Genomic DNA, 21277 nt, shown 5'->3' with positions numbered 1-21277 from the left:
GCTTTAGGCTCAGGCTATCCTCCTACAATAAAAAACAGGCTTACCGATGAGCCACGCCCCTGAAAAGATGAGCCTCAGCCCGCTGCGCAAGTTCGTTTCTCCGGAAATCATGTTTGGTGCCGGTTGCCGGCACAACGTTGGCAACTACGCCAAGACGTTTGGCGCACGCAAGGTATTGATCGTTACCGATCCCGGCGTGATCGCCGCCGGTTGGGTGGCGGATGTCGAAGCCAGCCTCCAGGCCCTGGGCATCGACTATTGCGTCTACAGCGCCGTCTCGCCCAACCCCCGCGTCGAAGAAGTGATGCTCGGTGCCGAGCTGTACCGGGAAAATCATTGCGACGTGATCGTCGCGGTCGGCGGCGGCAGCCCGATGGACTGCGGCAAGGGCATCGGCATCGTCGTCGCCCATGGACGCAACATCCTCGAGTTCGAAGGCGTCGATACGCTGCATGTGCCCAGCCCGCCGCTGATCCTGATTCCCACGACGGCGGGCACCTCGGCCGATGTGTCGCAATTCGTGATCATCTCCAACCAGCAGGAGCGCATGAAGTTCTCCATCGTCAGCAAGGCGGCAGTGCCGGACGTCTCGCTGATCGACCCGGAAACGACCCTGAGCATGGACCCGTTCCTGTCGGCCTGTACCGGCATCGACGCACTGGTGCATGCCATCGAGGCGTTCGTTTCCACCGGTCACGGCCCGTTGACCGATCCCCATGCGCTGGAGGCGATGCGCCTGATCAACAACAACCTGGTGCAAATGATCGCCAACCCGGCGGACGTCGCCCTGCGGGAAAAGATCATGCTCGGCAGCATGCAGGCCGGATTGGCGTTCTCCAACGCCATCCTCGGCGCGGTGCACGCCATGTCCCACAGCCTGGGCGGATTCCTGGACCTGCCCCATGGGCTGTGTAACGCGGTGCTGGTGGAGCATGTGGTGGCGTTCAACTACACCTCCGCGCCAGAACGTTTCAAGGTGATAGCCGAGACGCTGGGCATCGATTGCCGTGGGCTCAATCATCAGCAGATCCGTACCCGGTTGGTGGAGCACCTGATCGCCCTCAAGCGCACCATCGGTTTCCACGAGACCCTGGGGCTGCACGGCGTGAGCACGTCGGACATTCCGTTCCTGTCGCACCATGCGATGCACGATCCGTGCATCCTCACCAACCCTCGGGAGTCGAGCCAGCGGGATGTCGAGGTCGTCTATGGCGAAGCCCTCTGACGAGCAGCAAAAGGCCCTCGCCGGGTTGTTGGGACTGGGCAATCATTCGACGCGCAAGAGCCATTATCCTGAGCTGGCGGCGCGCCTCGACGAACTGGAACAGGCCCGGCAGCGCCTGCAACAGCTCAACGACGAACTGGAGCAGCGGGTGGCCGAGCGCACCGACGCGTTGCTGGTGGCCAACCACAACCTGCAACAGCAGATTGCCCAGCGTGAATTGGTGGAGCGACAGCTGCGTGATGCCCGGGACGCCGCCCAGGCTGCCAACCGCAGCAAGGACAAGTACCTCGCGGCGGCCAGCCATGACCTGCTGCAACCGCTCAATGCCGCACGCCTGTTGATCGCCACGTTGCGTGAGCGCCAACTGCCCGCGGCCGAACACGTGCTGGTGGAGCGCACCCACCTGGCCCTGGAGGGCGCGGAAGACCTGCTCACCGACCTGCTGGACATTTCCCGGCTCGACCAGGCCGCCGTCAGGCCCGACCCGGCAGCGTATCGCCTGGATGAGTTGCTGGCGCCGCTGGTCTCGGAGTTTCAATCGGTGGCCGGCGCCGCAGGCCTGGAGCTGCGGGTGCATTTTGTCGACGAAGCGATCGTCACCGACTTGCGGCTGATCACCCGTATCCTGCGCAACTTGCTCAGCAATGCCTGCCGCTACACCGACCAGGGCGGCATTCTGCTGGCCGCGCGGCGCCGGGGAGGGCGCCTGAGCCTGGAAGTCTGGGACACCGGGCGTGGCATCGCGGCCGATTGCCTGGAGTCGATTTTCCTTGAATTCAATCAACTGGACGTCGGGCGCGCGGCCGACCGCAAAGGCGTGGGCCTGGGGTTGGCGATCGTCGAACGCATTGCCCACATCCTCGGCCACCGGGTCCAGGTACGCTCCCGGCCCGGACGGGGTTCGGTGTTCAGTATCGAGGTGCCGCTGTCCAGCGAGAAACCGTTGCCGGTCTCGCAGGTTCCCGCTCAGGCGGTCGCCGGCAATCCGCTGCCGGGACGGCGGTTGCTGGTGATCGACAACGAGTTGAGCATCCTGCAGAGCATGGCCGCGCTGCTGGGGCAGTGGGGTTGCGAGGTGCTGACCGCCACCGACGAGGCCGCCGCCCTCGATGTGCTGCAAGGTCGTGCGCCGGAGCTGATCCTGGCGGATTTCCACCTGGACCATGGCGTGGTCGGCTGCGACGTGGTCAAGCACCTGCGCGAGCATTTCCACGAGACGATCCCCGCGGTGATCATCACCGCCGACCGCAGCGACCAATGCCGCCGCGCCCTGCGCAAACTGGGTGCGCCATTGCTCAACAAACCGGTCAAGCCGGGCAAGTTGCGGGCGGTGTTGAGTCAGTTGCTTGGGTAGCGCAAGACCTGTGACCCGTCACTGAAATTCATCCGCCAAAGCAGCACAAACCTGTGGCGAGGAAGCAAGCTCCCTCGCCACAGGGTTTCGTGCTGTCCAGGGATGTCGTTCGGCTGCTCGTGCGGATTATTTTGTGTTACGTTATCCGCTTTCGTTTGGCAGGAATTCTCATTTCCAGCCTTGCACGGACCAACGATCTTTCCATCCGAGTATTGCCAATGAGCCTTTTCTCCAGCGCGACGACCCCGCCCGGTGTCATCGCGCCCGCACTTGCCATCAGCACCGCCAAAACCCACGTGCGCATGCTCGCCATCGATGCGCTACGGGGCTTCGTCATGTTGTTGATGCTGGTTGACCACGTCCGCGAAACGTTCCTGCTGCACCGTCAGGTCAGCGATCCGATCGATGCCTTGAACGTCAGCCCGGATTTGTACTTCACCCGTTTGCTTAGCACGCTCTGCGCCCCGGTATTCATCTTCCTCACTGGGTTGTCGGCCTGGCTCTACAGCCAGAAACACACCGCCGGCCAGACGTCGCTGTTCCTGCTCAAGCGCGGTCTGTTCCTGGTTTTCCTGGAGCTCACCTTCGTCTGCTTCGCCTGGAACGCCGAGTTCCCGCCCAAGACCTTGTGGCTACAGGTGATCTGGTGCATCGGCATCTGCATGATCGTCCTGGCTGCGCTGCTGCACTTTGAGCGGCGTTGGCTGGTCGCCCTCGGCGTGGCCATCGTCGCCGGGCACAACCTGTTGGATGGTGTGGTGCTGGGACCGGATTCTCCCTTCTTCGTGCCGTGGTCGATCCTGCACCAGCGGGTGTTCATCGACATCACCGAGTTTACCCGTGCCCGCACCACCTATCCGGTGCTGCCATGGATCGGCGTGATCCTGCTGGGCTGGGCCATCGGGCCGTGGTTCGGCAAAGACGTCGAGCCCACCGTGCGCGTGCGGCGGCTGTACACCGTGGGTGTCGGCTTGCTGGTGGCGTTCGTGTTCATTCGCTACCTGAACGTTTACGGTGAAAAGCCCTGGGTGCAGACCGGCGATGCGTTGCGCACCGTCATGAGCTTCCTGAGCGCGACAAAGTACCCGCCGTCGCTGATGTTCCTGATGCCGACCCTGGGCCTGGGGCTGATCCTGCTGGCGTGCTTCGAGAAAGCCCAGGAGCGCGCGGGCATCGCGTTGCTGGCGATCTACGGCGGGGCGCCGATGTTTTTCTACCTGCTGCACCTGTATGTGCTCAAGGCGTTGTACCTGATGGCCGTCGCTCTCTGGGGCACCAACCAGGGTGCGTATTTCGGCTTCGAGCAGTTGCCCATGGTCTGGTTGTGGAGCGTACTGCTGGGGGGGGTGCTGTTTTTCCCGACCCGCTGGTTTGCCGGGCTCAAGCAACGTCGGCGGGATATTGCGTTGCTCAAGTACTTTTGAGCGAAGGGCTCTGGATGGAGGGCTCTGATCGGCTGAAACCGGCCCACCAGAGCCATTAAAATGCCGTCAGTTGGTCGGCGTTTTCGCCTGGAATGTAAAAAGAGGCTTCGGTCTGGATATTTCATTATGTAAACTCCCCGGGCTGCGACAATCGGGCACGGCCGTGCCGGGCCCGACAACAACCGTTTCGCAGTGTCCCTCACTCAGCTGAAGCCAAGACCTACAAGAAGTCAGCGCCGGAGAGACATAAATCTGAGGCCGACAATTACTCGGTCCTGTAGGTCCATCCTCCAGTCCTATTCAAACCAGTCGCGCTGGCGTTGCCGGCCATTGGGCGCGGTCTACCCTGGATCGGACAGGCGGACGGAATGGCGTTCTATCCTAGGGATACACACATGTTGAAGAAAACACACACGGCGCTACTGGGCCTGGCGATGGCGATGGGTCTTGCGACCACGCACGCCGCCGAGCCAAAAAAAGTGGACGTCCTGCTCATCGGTGGGGGCATCATGAGCTCGACACTCGGCGTCTGGCTCAATGAGCTGGAGCCGGGCTGGACCATGGAAATGGTCGAGCGCCTGGACGGTGTTGCCGAAGAGAGTTCCAACGGCTGGAACAATGCCGGTACCGGCCACTCCGCGCTGGCCGAGCTGAACTACACGCCGGAAGACAAGAACGGCAAGGTCGAGATCGCCAAGGCCATCGAAATCAACGAAGCCTTCCAGATCTCCCGCCAGTTCTGGTCCTGGCAGGTCAAGAACGGCGTGCTGAAGAATCCGCGCTCGTTCATCAACTCCACGCCGCACATGAGTTTCCTGTGGGGCGACGAGAACATCGCGTTCCTGAAGAAGCGCTACGAAGCCCTTCAGGCCAGCCCGCTGTTCGCCGGCATGCAGTATTCCGAAGACCCCGCGCAGATCAGCAAGTGGGTGCCGCTGATGATGCAAGGGCGTGACCCGAACCAGAAAGTCGCCGCCACTTGGAGCCCGTTGGGCACCGACGTGAACTTCGGCGAAATCACGCGTCAGTTCGCTGCCTACCTGCAAACCAAGCCGAACTTCTCCCTCAAGCTGTCCAGCGAAGTGGAAGAAATCACCCGCAATGCGGACGGCAGCTGGCGCGTTTCGTACAAGAACCTCAAGGACGGTACCGAAACCGAGACCGACGCCAAGTTCGTGTTCATCGGCGCGGGCGGTGGTGCCTTGCACCTGCTGCAGAAGGCCGACATCCCGGAAGCGCGTGAATACGCAGGCTTCCCGGTGGGTGGCTCGTTCCTGGTCACCGAGAACCCAACCGTGGCCCAACTGCACCTGGCGAAGGCCTACGGCAAGGCTTCGGTGGGCGCACCGCCGATGTCCGTTCCGCACCTGGACACCCGTGTGCTCGACGGCAAGCGCGTGATCCTGTTTGGCCCATTCGCAACGTTCTCCACCAAGTTCCTGAAGAACGGTTCGTACTTCGACCTGCTGACCACCACTACCACCCACAACGTGTGGCCAATGACCAAGGTTGGCATCGAGCAGTACCCACTGGTCGAATACCTGGCGGGCCAGTTGATGCTGTCGGATGAAGATCGCTTCAACGCCCTGAAGGAATACTTCCCCCAGGCCAAGCAGGAAGACTGGCGCCTGTGGCAGGCCGGCCAGCGCGTGCAGATCATCAAGCGTGACGAAGAGAAGGGCGGTGTACTGAAACTCGGCACCGAGGTGGTCGCGTCCCAGGACGGCAGCATCGCCGGCCTGCTGGGTGCCTCGCCAGGTGCCTCGACCGCTGCACCGATCATGCTGAGCGTGCTCGAGAAGGTCTTCAAGGACAAGGTGGCCACCCCGGCCTGGCAGGAAAAACTGCACCAGATCGTTCCGAGCTACGGCACCAAGCTTAACGACAGCCCTGAGCGTGTAGCCCAGGAATGGGCCTACACCAGCGACGTCCTGCAACTGGACCCGCCGCCGGTGATCGGCAAGCCTGGCACCCCAGCAGCACCGGCCAAACCGGCTGCGGCCCCAGCAGCCAATCCAGCGGCTGACATGGCGCTGTAAACCGGACGTTGTCAGGTGAGGTACAAAAAAACGCCGCTCGGTTGAGCGGCGTTTTTTATTGCCTGTCAGTCTTGGTGAATACCAACACTCCTTGTGGGAGCGGCGATTATTGAGTCCCGAACATTGCCGTCCAATAAATCCCCGCATCGCTTTTCGGGTCCACTGCATAACCGGCACCCAGTTCGCGGAACTGCGGGTTCATCAGGTTGGCGCAGTGCCCCGGGCTTGCCAGCCAGCCGTCCACGACCTTGAGCGCGGTGTCTTGTCCGGCGGCGATGTTCTCGCCGATCAACTGACCCAGGTAGCCGGCCAGCTCGGCACGGTCGCCGGGCATGCGGCTGTCACGGTCCTTGTGGTCGAAAAAATTATTGTTGGCCATCGAGCGGGTGTGGGTCACGGCGGCCAGCGCCAGGGTGGCATTCCAGCTCAGCGGCGTGGTCGCCGCGAAGGCTTCGGTGCCGCAGCGGCGGGGTTGGGCGCGGGCGCTGTTGATCAACTTGAGCAGCTTCTGGCCCTCGGCTTGCCAGTCCCCCAGGCGTGCCGACAACAGTGGGCGCGCCAGCACGATGCGCCATTCGCGATCCAGGCGGCTGACGCCGATGTCGACAAACTGCGGGTCCAGCACCACTTGGCAGAAGCTCTCTTGCACCGCCTTCATCGCGGCCTGGGCGTCCCGTGGCCCGGACAGGCTGATGGCCTGTACGTTGACCATCGGGTAGGAAGCCCGTGCCAGCGCCTGTTGTAAGTCGCCGATGCCATTGGCCGACAGGATCAGCCGCGAATCCATGGCCAACGGCGGCAACTCCAGCGAGGCTTGGCCGGCGCAGCTCTGGGATTGGCTGCGGTAAAGGTTGATGGACTCGACCAACTGCGTCTCTTCGGTGGCCACCGCCCCGGCGGCGAAGGCCAGCCCGAGCGACAGCACGACAAGACGCATGGCGGATGAAATGGCACGCATGTAAATCTCCCTTGAGCGGACGGCGCCTATGATGCGCAATTTTTGCCCCGCTGGGGCAATGGTATTCACGCTCTTTTGAAATCCCTTGGACGGCACCGTTAGGTACCGTTTGGGACACTCCTCAAGGAGTGGGATTCATTTTTGGGCGAATAAGTCCGTTGGCGTCGTGACAAGACCATGAAAATGCGGGGTTGCATGCGCCCTGTGGCGAGGGGATTTATCCCCGCTGGGCTGCGAAGCAGACCCAAAAGGCTGAATGCGAGCAACCTGGCATACCCAGATGGCAGGCTTAGGGGCCGCTTCGCGGCCCAGCGGGGATAAATCCCCTCGCCACAGATTCATCCCAGGGCACAGCATTGGTTTTCATATTTTTCTGTGTTCAGTCCCGGTTACTACGCCGGTGTTTTTTCAAACGATAGGCGAACTGGGCACGGCTCAGCCCCAGGGAGCGGGCGGCTGCCGCCAGGTTGCCGCTGCTCAATTGCAAGGCTTCGTTGATCAGCCGTGATTCCAGGCCGTCGATGGAGAACTCTGCGTCCAACTGGCTGAGGGACTGGAGTAGCGCCGGTTTGTGCGCGGTCTGCTGGGTGACCAGGTCCATCGGCGAGAGCGCGCCGTGGAGGTCGACGCCATACCCATCCACCGGCAGTTGCTCATTGCGAAACAGGTGGGACAGGTCAATCGCCTGGCCTTCTTCGCTGGCGATCAGGCCGCGCTCGATGAGGTTCTGCAATTCGCGCACGTTGCCCGGGAAGTCATAGCGCAGCAGGACCTTCAAGGCGCGCATGGTCAGTCCCATTGGCGTGCGGCCGTATTCCCGGCAAAAGCGCTTGAGGAACGCGTTGATCAGCAACGGTATGTCGTCACGCCGCTCGCGCAGCGAAGGCAGGGCGATGGGGTAGACGTTGAGGCGATAGAACAGGTCTTCGCGAAACTCGCCGTCCGCCACGGCCTGGCGCAGGTCGATGTTGGTGGCCGCCACCACGCGTACATCGACCTTGATGCCGTGCACGCCGCCGATCCGTTCGATTTCCCGCTCTTGCAGGGCCCGCAGCAATTTACCTTGGCCGGCGAGGCTCAGGCAGGTGATCTCATCGAGAAACAGCGTGCCTCCCTGCGCCCGTTCGAAGCGTCCGGGGCGTGAATGCGTCGCCCCGGTGTAGGCGCCGCGTTCGACACCGAACAGCTCGGCTTCGATCAGGTTGTCCGGGATGGCTGCGCAGTTAAGGGCAATGAACGGCCCTTCGCGGCGGTGACTCAATTGGTGCAACTGACGGGCGAACAGCTCCTTGCCGACGCCGGATTCGCCGCTGACCAGTACCGTGGCCGGGGTCAAGGCGACCCGTTGCAGGGCTTGGGTCGCGGCGTTGAAGGCCGCGCTGGCACCGATCAGCGGCTGTTCGCTGTCAGGCAGCGGGACGGTTCCGGCAACGCTCGCAGGGCGCGTGTCGGAACGGGCCACGACGGTCGGCTGGGAGGCGTTGAGGTAATTCAGGTCCTGCTCGATGTCACCCCATTGCTCGGCGGTCTTGCCGATGACCCGGCAACGCTCATGGCCCATGCCCCGGCATTCCACTTCGCGGAAAATCACCAGTTGCCCGAACAACCCGCTGACGAAGCCGATGGCGTAGCCCAGCTCCGTCCAGCACACCGGATCCTGCCCCGTGCCATAAGCCGCGACATGTTCGTCGGCCTCGCAGGAGTGATGCCACAGGAACTCCCCGTCATAGAACCCCGAATCGGCGTCGAACTTGAAATGCAGTGGCTCGACCTTGGTCATGCCTTCGAGGGTATGCAAGTGCGTGCCGGCGCGAAACACCGCTGCGGCATCGGCCTGGGGCCAGCGCTCGCGGATCAGCCGCGCGTCCCGGGCGCCGGAGGCATAGCCGGTGCGGGTGAGCATACCCCGCGCCTGTTCCAGCCCCTGGCGTTCGATGATTTCCCGGCGTAACGCGCCGAAGGAGGAGCTGTGCAGCAACAGCATGCGCTGGTCGTTGAGCCAGATGCGGCCATCGTCCGGGGAGAAAAACAGGCAGTCGGTGAGTTCGGCGGGTGTGGGCGAACTGCTGTCGGTCAGTTCGTTACTGTCGCCCCGCGGATGGAAATGCTCGGTGGCAATCCGGTGATCCGGCAACGGGCAGTGGGGATTATTCATTGTTATGCCCCTGGTGGCGGGTGATCGAAATGAGCATCTGGCGAGATAGTTATTAAGCATAACTTTATCAATTGAACAAGCGCTGGCTGGCCAACAACCTTGCCGGCCGCGGCCCCATGCGTGCCGTACCAGCGGCGCAACCTTGATCCAGAGCCCTTGCAGCGGGTTTATCCAAACCTGCGCTCGAAACCGGCACAGCGCTTGCTCAGGCCCTTGCACGGCGTTTGCGTCGGCACCCGCTGGGGGCGGCAAACGATGACAACAACTAGAGCCGGGAGTGTTCAATGTCTGCATCCAAAAGCCACCTGCTGTCCCAGGTGATCGAGTCGGAATGTATTTTCAACGGTGACTGGGTGCCTGCCTCGGGCTCGCTGCAAACGATTGTCGAGCCGGCCACCGGTGAGCGGTTGATGCGCAGCGCCACGGCGGACGCGGCTGATATCGCCAAGGCCAGCCGCGACGCCGCCCTGGTGCAGCCGGCGTGGGCGGCGCTGGGGCCGCGGCAACGTGCGGCGATCTTTCGCAAGGCCGCCGACGTCGCCGAACACGCTTTCGACGAACTGGCGCTGTACGTCGCCAGGGAGACTGGTGCCGCTTTTTTCAAGGGGCAGCATGAGGTGCGCGAAGCCATCGTGCTGTTGCATCAGGCCGCGGGCATGCTGTCCCAGGGCCACGGGCTGGTGCTGCCCAGCGAGGCCGGGCGCCTGTCCTATGCGCGGCGCCAGCCCCATGGCGTGGTCGGCGTGATTTCGCCGTTCAACTTTCCCCTGGTGTTGTCCATGCGCTCCGTGGCACCGGCCTTGGCGGCCGGCAACGCAGTGGTGCTCAAGCCGGACCCGCAGACCCCGGTGAGCGGCGGTTTCCTCATCGCCCGGTTGTTCGAGGCGGCGGGGTTGCCCAAGGGCGTGCTGCAAGTATTGCCCGGCGCCGCAGAGGCCGGTGAGGCGCTGTGCCGAGACCCGAACGTGCGCATGATCGCCTTTACCGGTTCGACCGGTGCCGGGCGCAAGGTCGCTGAAGTGGCCGGGCGCAACCTGAAGAAGGTCGCGCTGGAGTTGGGCGGCAAGAACCCGCTGATCATTCTTGAAGACGCCGACCTCGACCTCGCGGCCCGTAACGCAGCCTGGGGTGCCTGGCTGCACCAGGGGCAGATTTGCATGGCCACCGGGTTGATCCTCGTCCATGAATCCATCGCCAAGGCACTGACCGCCAGACTGGTGGAAAAGGCCCGGGCCTTGACCGTCGGCAACGCTGCCCAGGGCGAAGCGGCGCTGGGCCCGTTGATCAATCAGCGGCAGTTGCAGCGGGCCCATGACATTGTCATCGACACCCTGCGCGCCGGGGCCCGGCTGGAAACCGGTGGCGAATACGACCGGTTGTTCTATCAACCGACCGTGCTCAGTGGCGTGAAGCCGGGCATGCGCGCTTTCGACGAGGAGGTCTTCGGCCCTGTGGCGACCGTGGTCAGTTTCGCCAGCGATGAAGAGGCCATCGAGTTGGCCAACCGCACCGAATACGGTTTGTCGGCCGCGATCATTTCGCCCTCGGTGGGCCGGGCGATGGCCATCGGCGAACGGCTGCAATGCGGCATGCTGCACATCAACGACCAGACAGTCGCCGATGAGTGCGTCAACCCGTTCGGCGGGCGCGGCGCCTCGGGCAACGGCGGCAGCGTCGGCGGCCCGGCAGACTGGGACGAGTACACCCAATGGCAATGGGTCACGGTGAAAAACACGGCGCCGATCTATCCATTTTGAGGCATCCATTCTGAAGAATCCGTTCTGAAGCTGATCCAGCGACTTGCCTATACAACAATAAGAGGGCTTGAACATGAACCTGCACAACAAAACCCTGGTCGTCACGGGCGTGGCTTCCGGGATCGGCGCGGAGCTGGCACGCCTGGCGCGTTTCCAGGGCGCCCGGGTGATCGGGATCGACCGCCATGAACACCAATTGACCGTGGACGGTTTCTTCCAGGCTGACCTGGGCGATCCGGACCGCATCGCGGCCCTGGTGGCGCGCCTGCCCCTGCGGATCGACGGACTGTGCAACGTGGCCGGCGTGCCGGGGACCGCACCGGTGCAAACGGTGGCGAAGGTCAATTACCTGGGCCTGCGTCATTTCACCGAGTCCTTGCTGCCGCGCATGGCACCGGGTGGCAGCATAGTCAACGTCGCCTCGATCCTCGGGGCCCAGTGGCCGGAGCGCCTGGCGCTGCACAAGGCCCTCGCCGCGACCCCGACCTACGAGGCAGGGGAGCAGTGGCTTGCCGCCCACCCCGTGGAGCAGGCCACCTGTTACCAGTACTTCAAGGAAGCGTTGATCGTCTGGACGTTCCAGAAGTCGCAACAGTGGTTTGCCGAGCATTCGGTGCGCGTCAACTGCGTGGCGCCGGGGCCGGTGTTCACACCGATCCTCGGGGACTTTGTCAGCATGCTCGGCGAGGAACGGGTCGCCCAGGACAGCCATCGCATGAAGCGTCCGGCCCTGGCCGATGAGGTGGCGGCGGTCATCGCCTTCCTTTGCAGCGATGCCGCGCGCTGGGTCAACGGCATCAATCTGCCGGTGGATGGCGGGTTGGCGGCGACCTACGTGTAGCGACGCGTTGATGTAACCCGGCCTCGTGCGTGCGAGGCCGGGCCTGCGATAACAACAAAAAATACAGGACTTACAAGATGCTCAAGCCTATCTTGCGGACGGCTGCTGCCCCGATTCTGGCCGCGCTGTCGCCCCTCGTTCATGCGTACGACTTGCCGGGTCTCAACCTGGGCAGTACCAGTTTCTATGACGGTTCACCTGCGCCGGCCGGCCCCGGCTGGTACTTGGAGGAGTACTTCACGTACTCCAAGGCCAATCGATTCAACGATGCCCACGGCGATAAACTGCCGTTGCCCAAGCAAACCGTCGAGGTGTTTGCACCGACCACCCAGATCATCTACGTGGGCCAACCTCGGGCCAACGGTGCGATGCCGGGCTTCACGCTGATCAACACGTCCCTGGCCCACGTGGAGGTGGACGACGGGCTGGACAACGCCGCCTTGAGTTCTCGCGCCGGTTTTGGCGACCTGGTGGTGGGTGCCTTCCTGCAACTGCCCACGTTGACGCGGGCCGATGGCAGCCCGTTGCTGACCCAGCGGGTCGAGGTGGATGTGTCGGTGCCGGTCGGCGCCTACAACCCTCGTCGCTCGATCAACCCGGGCAGCAACTTCTGGTCGTTCAACCCGTATTACGCCGCCACTTACTGGTTCACGCCGAAATGGTCGGCCAGCGGGCGCTTCATGTATCTGTGGAACGGCAAGAACGACGACCCCTCGGCCAGCTTCGGCGATGTCTCCAACACCCAGGCCGGCCAAGCCCTGCACGCCAACCTGACGCTGCAATACGCGCTGACCGACCGGCTGAGCGCAGGCCTCAATGGCTACTGGCTCAAGCAATTCACCGACACCCAGGTCGACGGGCATGACGTCAGCGGGCGGCGGGAGAAAGTCTGGGCCATCGGACCGGGGTTCAACTACGTGTTTCGCAAGGAGGACGTGTTGTCGGTCAATGCCTACTTCGAACAGGACGCCGAGAACCGCACCGAGGGTAACAAGCTGGTGTTGAACTGGTTGCATCAGTTCTAAGTCCTGGGGCTCCGTGTAGGAACGACCCCCATCCCTGTGGCGAGGGAGCTTGCTCCCGCTGGCCTGCGAAGCAGGCCCCTGCATTGTTTCAGGAAAACCGCATTGCCTGGTTTTACGACTGCTGTGCAGTCGAGCGGGAGCAAGCTCCCTCGCCACAGGGAACAGGACACAGGGCACAGGGGGTGGGTGTCAGTGCTGATTGGCATTGATCGAGGCAGGTCTTGCTTGCACAGCACCTGTCCTCATCGGCACCGTCCGGACCATCACGCTAATCGCCGCCACCGCTGCGATCAGCAGCCCGGGCGATGTGGCCAGCAGCACGCCTGTGGTTCCCGCCCCGGCGGCGAGGATTTGTCCCGCTGCCAGGGGGCCGGCCACCGAGCCCAGGCGTCCGATCGCCACCGCTGCACCCACGCCGGTTGCACGGACGGCCGTGGGGTAGGAGGGCGGCGCCAGGGCGTAGAGGACCAGTTGCGCGGCCATGACGAACAAACCGGCCGCGAACCCGGCGATGCCCATCGGTACGATGCCGACCGACAACCCCACGCCGGCCAGCGCGCTCAGCAATCCGGCGTAGACAAACAGCACCACCTTGATGCCGTTGCAGCGGTCCAGCAACAGGCCGCCCAACAACGAACCGAGGGTGCCGCCGATGTTGAACAGCATTTGTACCAGGCCTGCCTGGGGCTTGCTGAAACCTTGTTCCAGCAGCAACGACGGTAGCCAGTTGAGCAACATGTACATCACCGTCAGGGTGAAGAAGTAGCCCAGCCAGAGGGCGAGGGTGGTGCGGCTGCGACCTTCGCCGAACAACGCCTGGCCGGTGGAATGGCGCCCTTGGCCGGTGGCGTCCTGTACCTGGCGAAACGCGCTGGACTCCGGCAGCCACAGCAGCATCAGCGGCACCACCAGCAACGGGGCCAGCCCGCCAATGAAGAACGTCATCTGCCAGTGCTCGCCAAACAACATCGCCACCACTGCCGCCAGTGCGCCACCCAGCGGTACTCCGGCATACATCACGCTGATGGCCGTGCCACGTCGTTCTTCGCCCACGGCTTCGGCACACAAGGCGATCAGGTTGGGCAGGGCTGCGCCCAGTCCCAGGCCGGTCATGAACCGCACCCAGAGCAGGCTGGAAAACTGCCCGACCCACGCGGTGCTCAGGGAAAACAGACCAAACACCAGCACGGCGCCGACGAGGATTTTCTTGCGGCCGATGCGATCAGCGATCCACCCCCCGAAGAACGCACCCGGCAGCAGGCCGATGATTCCGGCGCTGAACACCCAGCCCATCATCTTCGGGTCCAGGGCAAACGTCTGCCGCAGGCCTGCCGCCGCGGTACCGGCTGACTGCAGGTCGAACCCTTCGATCAACGCAACGATGAAACACAAGGCAATGGTCAGCGTCGCACGACGCGCCGGACGATTCATGGCAAATCCTCTTATTGTTTTTGTAAGGGCACCGACTCGGAGGGAACCGGTAGGTGTTTTTAAGATTAACAAAGCTAACTAAAAAATGAAGGACGGGGATGGGGAGGCGGTAATCACCTGAATCGACAGGAAAATCATGGGGTTGCGGCAGCCGACCGCAGTGAACGGCAAATTGGTTAATGATATTAATGTTCGATTATCGGTCATTCTGGATTGACGAAGCCTCCCCGCCGTTTCCATTCTTTGTCCGCACTGCCCCGTTCATCGAGGCAGGGCCGATCAAAACAACAATAAGTGGACATCGAACATGCCAAACCTTGCTTGGGACGCCCTCGCGGTGCGCCCTGTTTCATCGCTCGTTCCCCTGCTGGCCTGTCTCGGGTTGAGCCTGGGGGCTGCCACATCGTGGGCAGAGGGATTCATCGACGACAGCCACGGCACCTTGACCCTGCGCAATTACTACATGGATCGCGACTACAAGGACGACGGCGCCAAGACGGCCGCAAGGGAATGGGCCCAAGGCCTGATCATGAATGTCGAATCGGGATTCACACCGGGCACCGTCGGGTTCGGCCTGGATGTCCGGGGATTGGTGGGGATCAAGCTCGACTCCTCACCGGATCGCAGTGGCACCGAACTGCTGCCGGTGTCTGCCAGCGACAAACGCGCGGCGGACGAGTATTCGCGCCTGGCGCCGACCGGCAAGTTGCGCTTCGGCCAGACCACGGTGAAGACCGGCGATGTCTCGATCTTCCTGCCGTTTGCCTTCGCCAGCCCGTCGCGATTGCTGCCGCAGACCTTTCGCGGTACGACGCTCAGCTCCAAGGACCTCGACGCACTGACCTTCAACACCGGCTATATCGATCGCATCAACCGACGCGACTCCACCGACTACCAGCCGATGAGCATTGCCTCGCCCAATCGTCGTTTCAACGGCGCGGCGACCACATCCCACATGGCTTATGTGGGCGGTGACTATCAGGTCAACAAAGACCTCAGCCTGCGGGCCTACCACGCCGAAGTGGCGGACCTGTACCAGCAGAACACCCTGGCACTGCTGCATAACTTACCGTTGGGCAACGGCGTGCTGACCACCGATTTGCGCAGTTTTTTCAGTGACGAGGACGGTGCGGCCAAGGCCGGCAAGGTGGACAACCGCAACGTCTCGGCGCTGGTGGGGTATCGCCTGGGCGGCCATCGGGTGAGCCTGGGCTACATGCATGCCAGCGGCGACACGGCCACGCCGTATGTGTCCGGCACCGAGTTGATGGGCTTGAGCGAAATGACCATGAGTTCGGACTTTCTCAACGCCAAGGAACGTACCTGGCAGGCGATCCATGACTATGACTTCGCGGCGGTCGGCATGCCCGGCCTGCGGACTCGACTGCGCTATGTGCGCGGCGACCATATTGAACTGGCCGCCCTCAACGCCGAGGATCGCAAGGAGCGCGAGTTCCAGATGGAGCTGGGTTACGTGATCCAGGACGGCCCGCTGAAGAGCGTCGGCCTACTGGCGCGCAAGTCGATCTACCGCAACGACTTCCCCGGGACAGCGGCGTTTCGCGATGAGAACCAGACCCGGTTCCTGGTGACGTACAGCGTGCCGATCTGGTAACGCATGGAGAGAGGACCTGTTTCTACTAAGGAAGTAAACCCTCTGGAAGCAAAGCTTGTGGGAGCAAGACCTGTAGGAGCAAGACCTGTGGGAGCAAGGCTTGCCCGCGATGAACGATAACGCGGTTCAGTTGCTAGACCGCGGCGCACCTATCGCGAGCAAGCTTTGCTCCCACAGATAAAGCTCTCAAGGACATGCGCAAGGTTGGTTATTGATAAACCTTCTTCAACAACCGCAATAATTCTCCGCGCTCCTCCGTCGACAAGGCCGCGGTTGAGTCCAGGTCGCTTTCGACCGCGATCTGCTTGAGTTCCCTGAGCAAGGTCTCGCCGGGCTTGCTCAGGAATATCCCGTAGGAGCGCTTGTCCGGCTTGCACCGCACCCGCACGGCCAGGGCCCGGCTTTCCAGTTTGTTCAGCAACGGCACCACTTGCGGCGGTTCGATCGCCAGGGCCTTGGCCAAGTCGGCCTGCATCAGGCCGGGGTTCTGGTCGATGATCGCCAGGGCCGAGAATTGCGCCGGGCGCAGGTCGTGGACGGCGAGGCGGCCGATCAGGTTCTGGAACAGCTTCAACTGGGCACGACGCAGGGCGTATCCGATCAGGTCGTCCAGCGCGGAGTCCAGCGGCGACTGGGCGGCGCTGGCGTCGGCCAGGGGCTCGGCAGGTTCGGCAAGCTTGGAAGACTTGGCCATCGAAGAACACATCCTCAGGTGAGTGATTAACAAGGCTATCCAGTTTGCCGAGGTTGCGAGCCGATGGCTATGGTCGATTGGAGTTTCGTTGATCTGCCTCATCTTCATGCCGCCAGCGAAAAGACCGATAAGACAGTTAATAGTTAATTGACATAACTAAATTTCCGGTTTAGTTTTTGATCATCTTCAGCCAAGAACAAGAGAGCACGCGCCATGAGCAATTACGAAGGTCGCTGGAAAACCGTCAAGGTCGAGATCGAGGAAGGCATCGCTTGGGTGACCCTCAATCGTCCGGAAAAACGCAACGCCATGAGCCCGACGCTCAACCGCGAGATGGTCGATGTGCTGGAGACCCTTGAGCAAGACCCGGCGGCCGGCGTACTGGTGCTGACCGGAGCCGGTGATTCCTGGACCGCGGGCATGGACCTCAAGGAATATTTCCGCGAGGTCGACGCCGGCCCCGAGATCCTTCAGGAAAAAATCCGTCGAGAAGCTTCGCAATGGCAGTGGAAGCTGCTGCGCATGTACGCCAAGCCGACCATTGCGATGGTCAATGGCTGGTGCTTCGGCGGTGGCTTCAGCCCCTTGGTGGCGTGTGACCTGGCGATCTGCGCCGATGAAGCCACCTTCGGCCTTTCGGAAATCAACTGGGGCATCCCACCGGGCAACCTGGTCAGCAAGGCCATGGCCGACACGGTGGGCCATCGCCAATCGCTGTACTACATCATGACCGGCAAGACCTTCGGCGGGCAGAAAGCGGCCGAGATGGGCCTGGTCAATGAAAGCGTGCCCCTGGCCCAACTGCGCGAAGTCACCGTGGAGCTGGCGCGCAATCTGCTGGAGAAAAACCCGGTGGTGCTGCGGGCGGCCAAGCATGGCTTCAAACGTTGCCGCGAACTGACCTGGGAGCAGAACGAGGATTACCTGTACGCCAAGCTTGACCAGTCGCGCCTGCTCGACACCGAGGGCGGTCGCGAGCAGGGCATGAAGCAATTTCTGGACGACAAGAGCATCAAGCCCGGCTTGCAGACCTACAAGCGCTGAGACAATGGCGCGGCGGGCGCCCATGGTGCGTCCGCAGGCTGTTCGTACAAGGCCCTCGGCGCTACTGTGAACGTGTTCCCTATAAAGACAATAAAGAGGAATCACCATGCTGGACGTGCCCCTGTTGATTGGCGGCCAGTCGTGCCCGGCCCGTGACGGCCGGACCTTCGAGCGCTGCAACCCGGTGACCGGGGAGGTGGTCTCACGCGTGGCCGCCGCCACGCTGGAAGACGCCGATGCCGCCGTGGCCGCCGCCCAGGCAGCGTTTCCCGCCTGGGCGGCGCTGGCGCCCAACGAACGCCGCACGCGTCTGTTGCGTGCAGCCGAGCAGTTGCAGGCCCGCAGCGGCGAATTCATCGCCGCCGCCGGCGAGACCGGCGCCATGGCCAACTGGTACGGTTTCAACGTGCACCTGGCCGCGAACATGCTTCGCGAAGCCGCGTGCATGACCACTCAGATCAATGGCGAAATCATTCCCTCGGACCTGCCGGGCAGTTTTGCCATGGCCCTGCGGCAGCCGTGTGGCGTGGTGCTGGGCATCGCGCCGTGGAACGCCCCGGTGATTCTCGCCACCCGCGCCGTCGCCATGCCCCTGGCGTGCGGCAACACGGTGGTGCTCAAGGCTTCGGAAATCAGCCCGGCGGTGCATCGCCTGATCGGCCAGGTGTTGCAGGACGCCGGGCTGGGCGAGGGCGTCATCAACGTGATCTGCAACGCGCCCGCCGATGCGCCGGCCATTGTCGAGCGGTTGATCGCCAACCCGGCAGTGCGCCGCGTCAATTTCACCGGATCGACCCATGTCGGGCGCATCGTCGGCCAGCTCGCGGCGCGTCATCTCAAGCCGGCCGTGCTGGAGCTGGGGGGCAAGGCACCGCTGTTGGTGCTGGACGATGCCGACCTGGACGCCGCGGTGCAAGCGGCGGCTTTCGGAGCCTATTTCAACCAGGGCCAGATCTGCATGTCCACCGAGCGCCTGGTCGTCGATGCCCGCGTCGCCGACGCCTTTGTCGCACGGCTGGCCGCGAAGATTTCGACCTTGCGCGCCGGTGATCCGGCTGCCGAGGATTCGGTGTTGGGCTCGCTGGTGGACGCCAGCGCCGGTCAGCGCATCAAGGCGCTGATCGACGATGCCCTGGACAAAGGCGCGACGCTGGTGGCAGGCGGGCAGTTGGACGGCAGTATCTTGCAACCGACCTTGCTCGACGGTGTGACCCCGGACATGCGCCTGTATCACGAAGAGTCCTTCGGCCCGGTGGCGGTGGTGCTGCGCGCTGAAGGTGACGAGGCGCTGCTGCACCTGGCCAATGATTCGGAGTTCGGTTTGTCGGCGGCCATTTTCAGTCGCGACACCAGCCGTGCGCTGGCGTTGGCCCAACGGGTCGAGTCGGGCATCTGCCACATCAACGGGCCGACCGTGCACGACGAGGCGCAGATGCCCTTCGGCGGGGTCAAGTCCAGTGGCTACGGCAGTTTTGGCGCCAAGGCGTCCATCGAGCATTTCACCCAGTTGCGTTGGGTGACGATGCACAACGGTCCCCGGCATTACCCGATCTGAAATCCGTTGCTTGCAGGGCGGGCGATCGGGTCTTGCGACCGTCGTCCGCCCAAGGCCAGACATAACAATTACAAGGCTGCAGGCTCTGCTCGCTTTACGCGAACCGAGCGTGCCCTGGTGGAGGAAATCTACGTGAGTTCCGAGTTCAAATCGTCCTCCCGGCCCGGTTCCGGGCGTTATCGCCATGTGTCGATCGGCCATCCAGCCGTTGAAGTCAGGGAAGAGCGTGGCATCCTGCACATGCGTTCCCTGGAACCGTTGGCGCCCATGCCGGCGCGCCTGTTGGACCGCTTGGTACACTGGGCCCAGGTGCGCCCGCAGCAGACCTTTATCGCCGCCCGCGAGTCGGGCGGTGATTGGCGCCGAGTCAGCTACGCCGAAATGCTCGACAGTGTCCGCGCCATTGCGCAAGGCTTGCTGGCCTACGGTTTATCCGCTGAAAAGCCCTTGGCGCTGCTGTCCGGCAACGACATCGAGCACCTGCAAATGGCCCTCGGCGCGATGTACGCGGGCATCCCTTATTGCCCGGTGTCGCCGGCCTATTCGTTGCTGTCCCAGGATTTCGCCAAGCTGCGGCACGTCTGTGACCTGTTGCAGCCCGGGCTGGTGTTTGTCAGCGACGCCGCACCGTTCGAGCGGGCCATCCACGCCGTGTTGCCGGCGGATGTGCCCTTGATCACAGTGCGCGGCGAGGTGGCGGGCCGATCTCGGGCAAGCTTTGCCAGCCTGCTGACACAACCCGGAACCGCCGAGGCCGAGCGGGCCTTTGCGGCCACCGGCCCGGACAGCATCGCCAAGTTTCTGTTCACCTCCGGCTCGACCCGGCTGCCCAAGGCCGTGGTCACCACCCAACGCATGCTGTGCGCCAACCAGCAGATGCTGTTGCAGACCTTCCCGGTGTTCGGCGAGGCGCCGCCGGTGCTGGTGGACTGGTTGCCGTGGAACCATACGTTCGGTGGCAGCCACAACGTCGGGATCGTGTTGTACAACGGTGGCACGTTTTACCTCGACGACGGCAAGCCGACGGCCCAGGGCTTTGCCGAAACCTTGCGCAACCTCAAGGAAATCTCCCCTACGGCCTACCTGACCGTACCCAAGGGCTGGGAGGAGCTGGTCAGTGCCCTGGAGCAGGATGGCGCGTTGCGCGAACGTTTCTTTGAGCGTGTCAGCCTGTTTTTCTTCGCGGCGGCGGGCTTGTCCCAAAGCACCTGGGACCGGCTCGACAAAGTCGCCGAGCAGCATTGCGGCGAGCGTATCCGCATGATGGCCGGGCTGGGCATGACCGAGGCGTCGCCGTCCTGCACCTTCACCACCGGTCCGCTGTCCATGGCCGGCTACATCGGCCTGCCGGCACCCGGTTGCGAAGTGCGCCTGGTGCCGGTGGACGGCAAGTTCGAAGGACGCTTTCGCGGGCCGCACATCATGCCGGGCTACTGGCGCTCGCCGCAGCAGACCGCCGAGGTGTTCGATGAGGAGGGTTTCTACTGTTCGGGTGATGCGATCAAGCTGGCCGATCCCGCCAATCCGCAGTGGGGGTTGATGTTCGATGGACGGATCGCCGAAGACTTCAAGTTGTCCTCCGGGGTGTTCGTCAGCGTCGGACCGCTGCGCAACCGAGCGGTGCTGGCGGGCACGCCTTATGTCATGGACCTGGTGGTGACCGCGCCGGATCGCGAGTGCCTGGGGGCATTGGTGTTTCCGCGCCTGGCCGAATGTCGGCGACTGTCAGGCCTGGGGCCGGAGGCCGATGATGCCGAGGTGCTTGCCAGTGCGGCGGTGCGTCAGTGGTTCAGCGACTGGCTGCAACGGCTCAACCGTGATGCCAGCGGCAACGCCAGTCGCGTGGAGTGGATTGCCTTGCTCGATGAACCGGCCTCCATCGACCGTGGTGAAATCACCGACAAGGGTTCGATCAACCAACGGGCGGTGCTGCAGTGGCGAGCGGAAAAGGTCGAGGCGCTGTATCGGGGGGAGGATCCGTCGATCTTGCGGGCCGGTGCTGTTAGCTAGGCTCTCTCTGTGTCCTGTGTTCTGTGTTCTGTGTTCTGTGTTCTGTGTCCTGTGGGAGCAAAGCTTGCTCGCGATAGCCGCGCCGCGGTCCGACAGTTGGACCGCGTTATCGTTCATCGCGGGCAAGCCTTGCTCCCACAAAACTTGCTC

14 protein-coding genes and 3 pseudogenes are annotated in these 21277 nt (G+C 63.1%); 12 read left to right on the top strand and 5 right to left on the bottom strand.

Features of this window, described 5'->3' with window-relative positions; translation table 11 throughout:
- Positions 1–67: 67 nt before the first annotated feature.
- From ercA to mqo, 4 genes are all read left to right on the top strand, one after another.
- Entirely contained in the window at positions 68–1225 is a 1158-nt protein-coding gene (gene ercA, locus ACODSJ_RS15555; RefSeq protein ID WP_489102582.1) for an alcohol dehydrogenase-like regulatory protein ErcA, read from the top strand.
- Complete coding sequence (locus ACODSJ_RS15550; RefSeq protein WP_489102567.1) at positions 1209–2579, top strand: ATP-binding response regulator; 1371 nt, start codon at positions 1209–1211, stop codon at positions 2577–2579. The genes ercA and ACODSJ_RS15550 overlap by 17 nt, the downstream gene beginning before the upstream one ends.
- A gap of 218 nt (positions 2580–2797) precedes the next feature.
- Positions 2798–4003: an acetyltransferase domain-containing protein gene (locus ACODSJ_RS15545; protein WP_489102566.1), complete on the top strand. Its 1206-nt coding sequence runs from the start codon at positions 2798–2800 to the stop codon at positions 4001–4003.
- A 395-nt stretch (positions 4004–4398) separates the two neighbouring features.
- Positions 4399–6042 carry a malate dehydrogenase (quinone) gene (gene mqo, locus ACODSJ_RS15540; RefSeq protein WP_489102565.1) on the top strand — a complete coding sequence of 548 codons (1644 nt, stop codon included), beginning with the start codon at positions 4399–4401 and terminating at the stop codon, positions 6040–6042.
- Between the two features lie 106 nt (positions 6043–6148).
- Here mqo and ACODSJ_RS15535 read toward each other — a convergent pair whose 3' ends face one another.
- Positions 6149–7000, bottom strand: coding sequence for a CAP domain-containing protein (locus tag ACODSJ_RS15535; RefSeq protein ID WP_489102564.1), 852 nt, complete (start codon positions 6998–7000; stop codon positions 6149–6151).
- Positions 7001–7379: 379 nt separating this feature from the next.
- Positions 7380–7865: pseudogene (locus ACODSJ_RS15530) on the bottom strand (AAA-type ATPase lid domain-containing protein); the annotation flags it as partial.
- Between ACODSJ_RS15530 and ACODSJ_RS15525 the strand changes: the two are divergent.
- Positions 7758–7988, top strand: a pseudogene (locus tag ACODSJ_RS15525) (hypothetical protein); the annotation flags it as partial. The pseudogenes ACODSJ_RS15530 and ACODSJ_RS15525 overlap by 108 nt on opposite strands.
- Here ACODSJ_RS15525 and ACODSJ_RS15520 read toward each other — a convergent pair.
- A pseudogene (locus ACODSJ_RS15520) lies at positions 7890–8984 on the bottom strand (sigma 54-interacting transcriptional regulator); the annotation flags it as partial. The pseudogenes ACODSJ_RS15525 and ACODSJ_RS15520 overlap by 99 nt on opposite strands.
- Positions 8985–9439: 455 nt before the next feature.
- Here ACODSJ_RS15520 and ACODSJ_RS15515 point away from each other — a divergent pair.
- The 3 genes from ACODSJ_RS15515 (at position 9440) to ACODSJ_RS15505 (ending at position 12778) form a co-directional block, all read left to right on the top strand.
- Positions 9440–10912, top strand: a complete 1473-nt coding sequence (locus ACODSJ_RS15515) for a benzaldehyde dehydrogenase (protein WP_489102563.1) — start codon at positions 9440–9442, stop codon at positions 10910–10912.
- A 73-nt stretch (positions 10913–10985) separates the two neighbouring features.
- Entirely contained in the window at positions 10986–11753 is a 768-nt protein-coding gene (locus ACODSJ_RS15510; protein WP_489102562.1) for a coniferyl-alcohol dehydrogenase, read from the top strand.
- Between the two features lie 77 nt (positions 11754–11830).
- Positions 11831–12778 (top strand): SphA family protein, encoded by a 948-nt coding sequence (locus ACODSJ_RS15505; RefSeq protein WP_489102561.1) that lies wholly within the window; start codon positions 11831–11833, stop codon positions 12776–12778.
- Positions 12779–12967: 189 nt separating this feature from the next.
- Here the strand turns inward: ACODSJ_RS15505 and mhpT are convergent, their stop codons facing one another.
- Complete coding sequence (gene mhpT / locus ACODSJ_RS15500) at positions 12968–14209, bottom strand: 3-(3-hydroxy-phenyl)propionate transporter MhpT (RefSeq protein WP_489102560.1); 1242 nt, start codon at positions 14207–14209, stop codon at positions 12968–12970.
- Positions 14210–14516: 307 nt separating this feature from the next.
- On the opposite strand from mhpT, the gene ACODSJ_RS15495 reads away from it, so the two are divergent.
- The gene (locus tag ACODSJ_RS15495; RefSeq protein ID WP_489102559.1) at positions 14517–15824 is read left to right on the top strand and encodes an OprD family porin; all 1308 of its coding nucleotides are present in this window, start codon (positions 14517–14519) and stop codon (positions 15822–15824) included.
- 208 nt (positions 15825–16032) lie between these two features.
- Here ACODSJ_RS15495 and ACODSJ_RS15490 read toward each other — a convergent pair whose 3' ends face one another.
- Positions 16033–16518 (bottom strand): MarR family winged helix-turn-helix transcriptional regulator, encoded by a 486-nt coding sequence (locus tag ACODSJ_RS15490; protein ID WP_489102558.1) that lies wholly within the window; start codon positions 16516–16518, stop codon positions 16033–16035.
- Between the two features lie 213 nt (positions 16519–16731).
- Between ACODSJ_RS15490 and ACODSJ_RS15485 the strand changes: the two genes are divergently transcribed.
- From ACODSJ_RS15485 to ACODSJ_RS15475, 3 genes are all read left to right on the top strand, one after another.
- A complete protein-coding gene (locus tag ACODSJ_RS15485; protein ID WP_489102557.1) occupies positions 16732–17562 on the top strand; it encodes a p-hydroxycinnamoyl CoA hydratase/lyase in 831 nt (276 codons plus the stop codon).
- Between the two features lie 106 nt (positions 17563–17668).
- Positions 17669–19117, top strand: a complete 1449-nt coding sequence (locus ACODSJ_RS15480) for an aldehyde dehydrogenase (RefSeq protein ID WP_489102556.1) — start codon at positions 17669–17671, stop codon at positions 19115–19117.
- Positions 19118–19249: 132 nt separating this feature from the next.
- A complete protein-coding gene (locus tag ACODSJ_RS15475) occupies positions 19250–21127 on the top strand; it encodes a feruloyl-CoA synthase (RefSeq protein ID WP_489102555.1) in 1878 nt (625 codons plus the stop codon).
- The last annotated feature ends 150 nt before the right edge of the window (positions 21128–21277 follow it).

The organism is Pseudomonas sp. FG6 (assembly GCF_057809015.1).
The sequence above is the reverse complement of the archived record's forward strand: the minus strand, read 5'-3'. Positions and strand labels throughout refer to the sequence as shown.